Genomic DNA, 11448 nt, shown 5'->3' on the forward strand with positions numbered 1-11448 from the left:
GCGCTCGATGCGATGCCGCTGACGTCCAACGGCAAGGTCGACCGCAAGTCGTTGCCCGCACCGGACATGGTGCAGAACGAGGCCATCTATGTCGCGCCGCGTACCGCGACCGAGCAAGCCCTGGCAGCGATCTGGGTCGATCTGTTGCAAGTGGCTCAAGTCGGCATCCACGACGACTTCTTTGCCCTGGGCGGCCATTCGCTATTGGCTACGCAGCTGATGTCGCGTATCGGAACTGTGTTCGACGCCAGGGTGCCGCTGCGTACTATCTTCGAGACCCCTGTACTGGCCGATATGGCAGCATTGATCGCGCCGACTGATGCCGGGACACCGGAAGTATCGCCGTCGACTCCGGAGTCAGAAGAAACTTTCCCCCTGTCCTTTGCGCAACAACGATTGTGGTTCCTGGATCAACTGGAAACCGGCAGCTCGGCATACAACATGCCACTGGCGGTCCGGTTGAGCGGAAAGTTGAATCGCGAGGCATTGCAGGAGGCTCTGAATGGCGTCGTAAGCCGGCATGACGCCTTGCGCGCTTACTTCGAGAGTTCGGATGGCTTGCCTGTGCAACGTATCCGATCACGCGCGCAATGGGTGCTCGAGCACCATGACCTGCGCGCTTTGACAGCGCAGGAGCGTGAAGCGAAGGCGCAGTCGCTGAAGCTCGATCAGGCACGCGGCGCCTTCGATCTGGAAACCGGACCCTTGGTTCGGGGTGGCCTGTTGCAAATGGCCGAGCAGGAACATCTGCTGTTGTTGACCATGCACCACATCGTGTCCGACGGCTGGTCGCTGGGCATCCTCGTGCGCGAAGTGGCGTCGTTATACGCCAGCCATGCGCTCGGCATGCCTTCGTCGCTACCGGCGCTGCCCCTGCGCTATGTCGACTTTGCCCATGCGCAGCGACAGCGCTCAGGCGGCGATCTCATGGACGGACAGCTTGATTATTGGCGGCGGCAGCTGACCGGCAGTCCAAAGTTACTGGCCTTACCCACGGATCGCCCACGTCCCGCTGCACAGACGCAATCGGGTGCGACCTTGCCGTACGTCATTGCGCCGGAACTTGCGCTCAAGCTGCAGACGTTGAGCAGAAAAGCGCAAAGCACCTTGTTCATGACCTTGTGCGCTGCATTCAACGTTCTGCTCGCCCGCTACTCGGGGCAGGACGATATTTGCATCGGCACGCCGATCGCCAATCGCAATCGCTCCGACGTCGAAGGCTTGATCGGCTTCTTCGTCAATACGCTTGTTCTGCGCACCCAGGTGGATCTGCGTCTCGGGTTTAACGAGCTGTTGGAGCAGGTGCGAACGCATACGCTCGATGCCTATACGCACCAGGACGTGCCGTTCGAGCAGCTCGTCGAGGCCTTGCAACCCGAGCGCCATCCCAGCTACACACCGTTGTTTCAGGTCATGCTGATCCTGCAGAACGCGCCGATGACGCGGTTGTCATTGCCCGGCCTGCAACTGGAGCTGGTTCCCAGCGAAAGCGCTACCGCGAAATTCGATCTGACACTGGAGTTGACCGAGGCAAAGGACGGCCTGTACGGGCATTTCGAATACAACACCGATCTGTTCGACGCTGGCACCATCGAGCGCCTCGCAGCTCATTTCACGCGTCTGCTGCAAGCCATCGTGTCCAACCCGACCGACCCGCTTGGCAGCCTTGTCATGCTCAGCGATAGCGAGCGTCATCGCATGTTGTCCGAATGGAACGACACCGCGGTGGCATGGCCATCCGCAGTGCAGGCGATCCAGGGGTTGTTCGAGGCACAAACGGCGCGCACGCCCGATAGCGTGGCAGTGATGCACGAAGGGTACGCGCTCAGTTATGCCGAACTCAATCGACAAGCCAATCGGCTGGCACATTACCTCAGAGGGCAGGGCGTAGGTCCGGATGTGCTGGTCGGCATATGCATGACCCGCACGCCCGAGATGATCGTGAGCATGCTTGGGGTATTGAAGGCCGGCGGCGCCTATGTGCCGCTTGACCCCGGTTATCCCCTGGATCGCATCACGACCATGCTGGTCGATGCTCAGCCCGCCGTGTTGTTGACGCAACGGCATCTGCTGTCAGGCCTGCCGACTGTGTCTGGCATGACCACTTTCTGCATGGATGCAGACGCTGCGTTGCTGAGTGCCTATCGCGACGATGATCCGACGGGCGTCAGTCGACCTGGCGACCTCGCTTACGTGATCTACACGTCCGGATCGACCGGCAAGCCGAAAGGTGTGGCGATCCAGCATCGCAATGCTGTCACGTTCATTCATTGGGCGTTGGCTACGTTCGACGGCGACAGCCTCGACAGGGTGCTGGCATCGACGTCGATCTGTTTCGACCTTTCCATCTTCGAGATATTCGGCCCCTTGAGCAGGGGCGGTTCGTCCTGGCTGGTCGATAACATTCTCGACTTCGCGGAGCGTGCGGACACGTTGCCGGTCACCCTGATCAACACGGTGCCCTCGGCAATGGCCGAAGTGCATCGGAACAAGACGCTCCCTGCGTCGGTGAAGGTCATCAACCTGGCCGGCGAGGCGTTGTCCAACATGCTGGTGCAGTCGCTCTATCGGCAGGCATCGGTCGAGAAAATCTACAACCTGTATGGCCCGTCGGAAGACACGACGTATTCGACCTTTACGCTGGTGGAGAAGGGTTCGAGCACGCCGGTGTCGATCGGTCGTCCGATTGCCAATACACAGACGTATGTTCTCGACGCCCAAGGAGAGCCCGTTCCGATGGGCGTCGCCGGTGAGTTGTTCATTGCCGGCGACGGGCTGGCCCGTGGCTATCTGAAACGGCCCGAACTGACGGCGGAGAAGTTCGTCCCCAACCCCTTCAGTGCCACGCCGGGCGCGCGGATGTATCGCACCGGCGACCTGGTTCAGTATCGGGCGGACGGCCAGATCGAGTATCTGGGACGCATCGATCACCAGGTCAAGATTCGCGGCTTCCGCGTCGAGTTGGGCGAGATCGAGGCCGCGTTGCAGACCCTGGCCAGCGAAGTGGTGGTGCTGGCGCGCGAGGACAACGCGGGTGACAAGCGATTGGCTGCCTATCTCGTGGCACACCAGGGGCGGCCATTGCCGCAGGAGGCGCAGCTGCGTGCGGTTTTGTCGCAGACATTGCCCGACTACATGGTGCCACGTCATTTCGTGGTGCTCGAGCAGATGCCGTTGACGCCCAATGGCAAGATCAATCGAAGCGCGCTACCTGCTCCCGACATGGCGCGAAGCGATGAGGGTTATGTCGCGCCACGCACACCGGCCGAGCAATGCATGGCCGATATCTGGGCGGATGTCCTCAAGCTCGACAAGGTCGGCATCCATGACAACTTCTTTGAGTCGGGCGGCCATTCGCTGCTGGCGACGCAGCTTATGTCGCGGATACGGCAAGCGTTACAGGTCGAGCTACCTTTGCGTGCCCTGTTCGACGCACCGACGATTGCTGGCCTGCTAAGTGTGCGTGGGGGCGATGTCGATCTCAGTGTGCCGTCGTTGCTACCCATTGACAGGCACGGGCCGCTGGCGCTGTCGTTTGCCCAGGCGCGGTTGTGGTTCCTGGATCAGCTGGAACGCCAGAACGCACTCTATAACATCCCCATGGTGATTCGCCTGAAAGGGCAACTGAAGGTGGATGCTTTGTCCCGTGCACTCAACGAAATCGTGCGTCGCCACGAAGCACTGCGTACGCGCTTCGCCGACCACGATGATTCGCCCGTACAGGTGGTCATGCCTTCGACGATCCTGCCGTTGGCCATCAACGACTTGCGGGAGTTGCCACCCGGCGAACGAGTGACGCGGGCGAGATGGTTGTCGATGGACGAGGCGCAGACGCCCTTCGACCTGGAAACGGATCTATTGATTCGCGGTGCCTTGCTGCGATTGGACGAGCAGGAGCATCTATTGCTTCTGACGATGCACCACATCATCTCCGATGGCTGGTCGTTTGCCGTGCTGGTACGCGAGATCGCAGCAATCTATACCGCCTATGCGCAAGATCTGCCATCGCCGCTGCCTGAGTTGCCGATCCAATATGCGGACTTTGCCCACTGGCAACGGGCATGGTTGAGCGGTGGTGTGCTGGAACGGCAGTTGAGCTACTGGAAGCAACAGTTGGCCGATAGCCCGGCCTTGTTGGCCCTGCCGACGGACCGGCCACGCTCATAGCTGCCAGGTCGCGCTGGTGCGACCCGTTCGTTCACGGTGCCGGCGGCGCTGGTGTCGGATTTACAGATGCTCGGGCATCGAACGCAGAGCACGCTGTTCATGACGCTGTGCGCGGCCTTCAATGTGTTGCTGGCCCGTTATTCGGGCCAGAGCGATATCTGCATCGGCACGCCGATCGCCAATCGCAACCGCGCCGAGGTCGAAGACCTGATCGGCTTCTTCGTCAACACGCTGGTATTGCGCACCCAGGTCGATCTGTCGCTCGATTTCCATAGCCTGTTGCAACAGGTACGACAGCACACGCTGGATGCCTACGCCCACCAGGATGTGCCGTTCGAGCAACTGGTCGAAGCCCTGCAGCCGGAACGCCATACCAGTTATTCGCCACTGTTCCAGGTGATGCTGGTGCTGCAGAACGTGCCGATGGACGAGCTGGCCTTGCCTGGGCTGTCGATGAACCTGCTGGCTCATGAAAGCGCTCTGGCCAAGTTCGATATCACGCTGACCTTGACCGAGGAACGTGACGGTCTGCATGGCAGCTTCGAATACAGCACCGAGCTGTTCGATGCGCGCACGATCGAACGCATGGCCGGTCACTTTACGCAGTTGTTGCAGGCCATTGTGGCCGAGCCGGAACGTGCTCTCGGTCAGTTGGCCATGTTGGGCGAGGCCGAACGCCATCAACTGGTCGACACCTTCAACGCGACGGACACGGTGTACCCGCATGTCCACGCGCTGCACGAGCTGTTCGAGGCACAGGTGGCCCGGACGCCCGATCGGATAGCCGTCATATCCGAGGATGTGTCACTGAGCTATGCGGAGCTCAATGCCCAGGCCAATCGTGTCGCGCGTCATCTGCGTCAGCGGGGCGTGGGATCGGACGTGCTGGTGGGGCTGTGTGTCGAGCGTTCGGCGGCGATGATCGTCGGCATGCTGGCCGTATGGAAAGCGGGCGGCGCGTATGTGCCGCTGGATCCGGCCTATCCGCCGGAACGGCTGGCCACGATCCTGGACGACGCCAAGCCGGCCGTGGTCCTGACGCAGCAACATCTACGAGATCGATTGCCGAACTCGCCGGTGTTCTGCCTGGACGGTGATGAAGATACGTTGCACAGCTATGCGGATGACAATCTGGACAATCAGATCTCAGCCACCCGCATGGCCTATGTGCTCTATACCTCCGGTTCCACCGGTAAGCCCAAGGGCGTAATGGTGGCCCACGGCTCGTTGTCGAACTACGTGTGGCACGCGGTACGGGAGTACCTGGGCGAGGGCATCGTCGGCTCGGTGGTGAGTTCACCGCTGGGCTTCGATGCCACGGTCACGACCTTGCTGCCACCATTGATGGTGGGCAAGCCGATGGTGTTGCTGGCCGATGACGAACGAACCTTGCCGCAATTGTCGGCACGCTTGTTTGCCTCGGGCGCGCCCTGGTTGTTCAAGATCACGCCGGCTCATCTGGAAGCGCTGTCCTATATGGATCGTGCCGAAGCCGCAGGCGAGGCAGCTCACTGCATCGTGATCGGCGGCGAGCAGCTCACCCTGGCGACGTTACGTCGTTGGAAGGGTGAGCTGCTGCCAGCCGCGACCTTCGTGAACGAGTACGGCCCGACCGAGGCGACCGTGGGCTGCAGCATTTGGTCGCTCTCGGACGCGGCGGTGCTGGAGACACTGGAGGGTGTCGCGGCACCGATCGGTCGGGCGATCGGCAATACCCAGTTGTATGTGCTGGGTGAGGGCATGCAGTTGCAGCCGATGGGCAGCGTGGGCGAGCTGTATATCGGTGGCGATGGTGTGGCGCTGGGTTACCTCGGTCGCGCATCGCTCACCGAAGAGCGTTTCGTCGCTGATCCGTTCACGGACAGGTCCGGAGCGCGTCTCTATCGCACAGGCGATCTGGTGCGTTACCGGGCCGATGGCGAGCTGGAGTTCCTGGGTCGTGGCGACGATCAGGTCAAGCTGCGCGGCTTCCGAATCGAGCTGGGCGAGATCGAGCAGCAGCTGGCAGCCCTGGCCGACGTGCAGGCAGCGACGGTGATGTTGCGTGAAGACATCCCGGGCGAGAAGCGACTGGTGGCGTACGTGGTGCCGTCGCAGGGCCGCGGGCAGGTAGCAGCCTATCGCACCGGCCTGGCACAACGGCTACCGGACTACATGCTGCCCAGCAGCTATGTGATCCTGGAGGCGCTGCCGCTTACGGTAAACGGCAAGGTGGATCGCAAGGCGCTACCGGTGCCGGATCTGACGCAAAGCGATGCCGTCCATCTCGCCCCACGGACGCCGACCGAGCAGATCATTGCCGATATCTGGCTCGATGTGCTGAAGGTGAAGCAGATCAGCGTGTCCGATGATTTCTTCCGGCTCGGTGGACACTCCTTGCTGGCGGTGCAGCTGGTGTCTCAGTTGCGCAAGCGGGCGGGCATCGATCTGGAACTGCGTCATCTATTTACTCATCCGACGCTGGGCGCACTGGCAGCGTTTGTCGATGCAAGCAAGCCGCCGTCCCGGCATCCGAACCTGGTGCCTATTCGGTCCCACGGCCACGCGACGCCACTGTTCCTGATTCACCCTATTGGTGGTGAGGTCCAGTACGCGTTCGACCTGGCACGGCATCTGGATGCCGATCAGCCGGTGTATGCCCTGGCAGCAAGTGGCATCGCCGCGGGCGAAACGCCACAGGCAAGCATCGTCGACATGGCGCGGACTTACCTGGATGCCATTCGGCAGGTGCAGGCCTCGGGCCCATATCTCATCGCCGGCTGGTCGCTGGGCGGCATGATTGCGTATGAGATCGCCCATCAACTGCTTGCGATGGGCGAGACCGTCAACTTCGTCGGCATGATCGATACAGGTAGTGCCCCGTTCTTGCAGGCTCATTGGCGAACACAAAACGTCGCGGAAATTAATGAGTGCACTGCGTTGCTGAACTGGATTGTCGATCAGCACCCAGGCGTGGCCGATGCACGCCAACATCCTGCATATGACAAACTGATCGCATTCGCCCAGAGCAACGACATCGATGCCATGCTTTCGGCGGCTCAACACCATGCCTTGCTTCCCGCGCAACTCGACATGGAACTGATGAGGCGGATACTGGCGGTCTATCAAGCCGGTGCAAACGCAGCCTGTGCTTATCAGGCGCCATCCGTCGCGGCGACGCTGACTTTCTTCGCCACGGATCGCACCGCGGGAGAAGATCCCGCCTTGGGCTGGCGAGATCAGCCAGGAGCGCGCGTTGAAGTGGTGACTGTCGGCGGTAACCACCTATCGATCGTTAAGCCGCCTTACATTGAAAAGCTTGCACGCGAATTGTCGAGCAGGCTCAAGCATCACGTGCCAAACGACGAACTATCGGTTGTCGGAAAATAGCCGGCATCAAAACGGTTGATATCGACACTTACATTCGGGAAAGCCATCATGGATTCAAATACATTAGTCCCTGAATCGGATCTGGAGAACACGGAAGAACTCAAGTACACGCGTACGATTGCAGACTTGCCCGGCCCCAAGGGGCAGCCATTCCTGGGGAACCTGCTGCAAACGCGTGGGCATCAGCTGCACCTGACACTGGCGAAATGGATTCGGGAATTCGGCCCGATCTTTCGTATGACGGTCCTGGGCTATCCGATTGTCGTCGTGTCCGACCGTGAATCTGTCAATAACCTGCTACGAGAGCGCCCCGACAGCTTCAGACGTAGCCGAGGTCTCAAGACGGTCATGAACGAACTGAACATCAGCGGCGTCATTACCGCCGAGGGTGAGGAATGGCGCAAGCAGCGCAAGCTGGTGATGGGCGGGCTCAACGCCGAGGTCATCAGGAATTTCTTCCCCACGATGGTGTTTATGACCGAACGCATGCTGCTGCGCTGGAAGGCCGCGCTGGCTGACGGCAAGCCTGTCAATCTGCGTCGCGACCTAAAGGCGCTGGCATTGGACATTATCGTAGGCATCGCGATGGGGCATGACATCGATGCGGTCAACGATGATGACAATCAGTTGCAACGCAATATCGATAATCTGTTCAGGCGCCTGGGCAGTCGTAACGGGGCACTGCTGCCTTACTGGCGCTACTTCAAGTTGCCGGTCGATCACGCGGCCGACAGGTCCGCGGCTGAAGTCGAGCAGTCGGTGACGGCGTTCATCCGGAACGCGCGCGAGCGCATGAAACAGCAGCCACATCTGCAACAAAAGCCGAGCAATATGCTGGAGGCGATGATTGCGGCGAGCGACAATCCCGATTCGGATTTCACCGACCAGGAACTGGTCAGCAACGCCATCCTTAGCGTAATCGGCGGTGAAGACACGACGGCCAACACGATTGCCTGGATGATCAATCTACTGTCGCAGAACCCCGCGGCCGCGGCCGCATTGGCGGCAGAAGCCGATGCCGTGCTGGGTGACGCTCCGCTGGCGCGTGAATGGGAGCTCATGAAGCAGTTCCCGTATCTGGAGGCTGCGCACAACGAGACCCAGCGGCTAAGGTCGGTTGCGCCGTTCATTGGACTTGGCAGCAACGCCGACTGCGTGGTTGCCGACACGTTTATTCCGAAGGACTCGGCAATCATCGTATCGACCATCGGCGAGGGCCTGGACGAGGATCAGTTCCCGCAAAACGAGGCATTCAAGCCGGAGCGCTGGATCTTCGAGCACAAACCGGCCAGAGACGATGATCCCGCACGCAAGATCTTTCCATTCGGTGGCGGCTCGCGCCTTTGTCCCGGTCGTTTCCTCGCCCTGACCGAAATCAAGGTCGTGGTGTCGATGATCATGCGCAATTTTGAATTGGAGTTGGACCCCAAGGCGCCTCCGGTCGAGCAGATCATGAACTTCTTTATGGGGCCCAGCGCTCTCCCAGTCCGCATCAAGCTTCGCACCTGACAACCGTGGCATCTCATGGGACATCGCATTGAACCCCACTAGCGTTGGCTTCGATTTTCGAATAGCCAAGAAAATCTTGAACGTGTCCATGCCGTTGATGGGTTCAATGGTAGGCAACATGATCATGCTGCTTGTCGACCGAATCTGCCTGGCGAGATATTCGATCGATTCGTTGGCTGCCTCCGGTCCGGCTATTTATACCGCGATGGCAATCGTGGGCTTTTTCACCGCCGTAGTCGGGTTCTCGCGGTCATGCGTAGCGCAGGCGTATGGGCGATCCGGACAGGGTGAGGCGGCGTACCAGGCGGCGATCGGCATCGTGGTCGGTGTCGCCTTCGCGGTCATCTTATTGTTGTTGGCGCCGCTTCTCGAGCAGATTCCCTTCCTGAGTCACCGGCCGCCATCCGTCACCCGGCTGGAGTCGCAGTTCCTTTACTGGTCGGCGTACTTTGGCAGCGCCATGACCTTGAACATGGCGTTCTCTTCCTATTTCAATGGCATCGGTAAAACGCGCATCACGTTGATCGCCGGGCTGATCGGCCAGGCGGTGGTGATCTTCATGACGATCGGTCTGGTGTTTGGCAAATTCGGCTTGCCTGAACTGGGCATGCGCGGCTCGGCCATCGGAACCCTGCTCGGCACCCTGGCGATTCTGGTCTGCTATCTGGCCTACGTGCCACGCGATGTCTGGAGCAATTTGAAAGGCGTGGTACTCAAGCGCAATGGCCTCACGTTGACGGACGTGCTTCCGCGTATCATCAAAGGCTTCAACCTGGGTATATCCACCGGCCTTTCCAATCTTGGGAATGCGGCCTTCATCTGGATCATTGCGGGGCTCGGAGCGATTGCCCTCGCAGCCAACAACGTCAACTTGACGGTGAATTACATCGGTATCATTCCGCTGATTGGTCTGAGTATCGGATGCAGCGTGTTATGCGGAAATGCGCTCGGCGAAAACGATTACCCACAGATACCGAAGATAATCTTCGCAACGCTGGCGATCGAGCTCACATATGTCGTGGTGATTTCGTTCTTCCAGATAGCGACGCCGGGCCTGCTACTCGATCCTTTCGGCTTGAGTGACAAGCCGGAAGAGATAAGGCGGGCATCTATCGCCACATCGCAGATACTTTGGACGTATTCGCTGGCGTTTGCGTTTTCGATGACGGGTTCGGCGGTATTGGAAGCCTTTGGCTTGACCAGGTTTCTCTTCGTTACGCGGTTGATCCTGATGTGGGTACTCAGCATCCCGACGATCTACATGACGACGATGCGGCATGTTGGTAATGCGGATTTCCTTCCGACTAGCTGGGTTATCGGCTCGACCTTCGAGGCCATCATTGGCGCACTGTATTTCTGGCGAATATGGTTCGCGGTAAAGCATCGCCAGAACGCGATCGTGCTGGCACAAGCCAGAACTTGAGAGTTAAGCCAAGCATGCGGCCACGGGTGCCTGCCGTGGCAGGGATTAACCTCTGAGTAGGGGTTGGCAAAATATTGCGATGTGGCGCAAGTTTTTGCTTATTGACAAATAGACCCGCATTATTCGAAGTATAGGGACGGCGAGAAAGGGGACTCGCTGTGGCATGGAACTATCTGCGGGTTCCATACGTGACCGGAGCCATTTTTGTCGGTCCGTACAACGGCAGATAGATAACGAAATCATTGCTTTCGAGGCGATGAGCGATGCCGGGTGGCAACTCAGGGCGAGGGGTACATGGAGAACACTGGGATTGATGCGTCCGCAGCTTTCAGGCGGCCGCGCTGTATACAACGGCAGTGCGAACAGTCGCGTCGTATCCGACTGAGCCGCCGTAACGCCGCCGTCCCCCGCAGCAGTCGCAGCTACGCCGTCATCGGCGATAGCACGCTCTTTTCTGCACAAGGTGAAAGCAGCCGTCAGGCTCTTCATTGCGCACCTTTATCAGGCACAAGCCCCTCCGTCGCGGCATTCAGAGCGCGGTACGAATCATCTCTGCCATGTAGTAAGCAGACAATCGGCTCGCAACGGCGAGGCGGCATGTAGGTCTTTTGCCGCGGCGATAGCGACGTCACTGAAGTGCGGGCTATACGCCGGTTCAATCGCCCCAACTCATGTCTCCATCTGGCGACGATACGGAGCTGTGTACGCAATGGGCGGCGATGTCTAGACCGACGATCTCACACATAAGAAAAAGTCGAAAAATCGATAGCTCCGCTCCGATTCGCCCTTTTGGCCGATGAACAAAGCCGGCTACCGCAAGATCGATGCAAGCAGTGTCCGAAGAACACACCACAGGATAGGTACGATCATGAACGACCGTCAGATTCCGCCTCAGGAAATCCCGTCGCAGGCCGTTGGTGAGGAGGTTGGCGATCCCCGTGTCGATCGAGGCGATATCGCCATCGTCGGTATGGCCTGCC

Annotated in this window: 2 protein-coding genes and 1 pseudogene; all 3 read left to right on the forward strand. The window is 59.6% G+C overall.

The window, feature by feature from the left end:
* Positions 1-66: 66 nt before the first annotated feature.
* The 3 genes and pseudogenes from ACZ6WW_RS23370 to ACZ6WW_RS23380 all read left to right on the forward strand — a co-directional run bounded on the left by ACZ6WW_RS23370 (position 67) and on the right by ACZ6WW_RS23380 (position 10468).
* Positions 67-7536 (forward strand): annotated as a pseudogene (locus tag ACZ6WW_RS23370) (amino acid adenylation domain-containing protein).
* 48 nt (positions 7537-7584) lie between these two features.
* On the forward strand, positions 7585-9045 hold the full coding sequence (locus tag ACZ6WW_RS23375; RefSeq protein WP_281848916.1) for a cytochrome P450: 1461 nt from the start codon (positions 7585-7587) through the stop codon (positions 9043-9045).
* Between the two features lie 88 nt (positions 9046-9133).
* Positions 9134-10468, forward strand: coding sequence for an MATE family efflux transporter (locus ACZ6WW_RS23380; protein WP_465276312.1), 1335 nt, complete (start codon positions 9134-9136; stop codon positions 10466-10468).
* Positions 10469-11448 lie beyond the last annotated feature (980 nt).

It is taken from the genome of Dyella sp. NPDC103356 (assembly GCF_055584465.1).

Coding starts and splice junctions, on each gene's coding strand:
- ACZ6WW_RS23375 (WP_281848916.1), top strand. CDS start 7,585: ATGGATTCAAATACATTAGTCCCTGAATCGGATCTGGAGAACACGGAA.
- ACZ6WW_RS23380 (WP_465276312.1), top strand. CDS start 9,134: ATGCCGTTGATGGGTTCAATGGTAGGCAACATGATCATGCTGCTTGTC.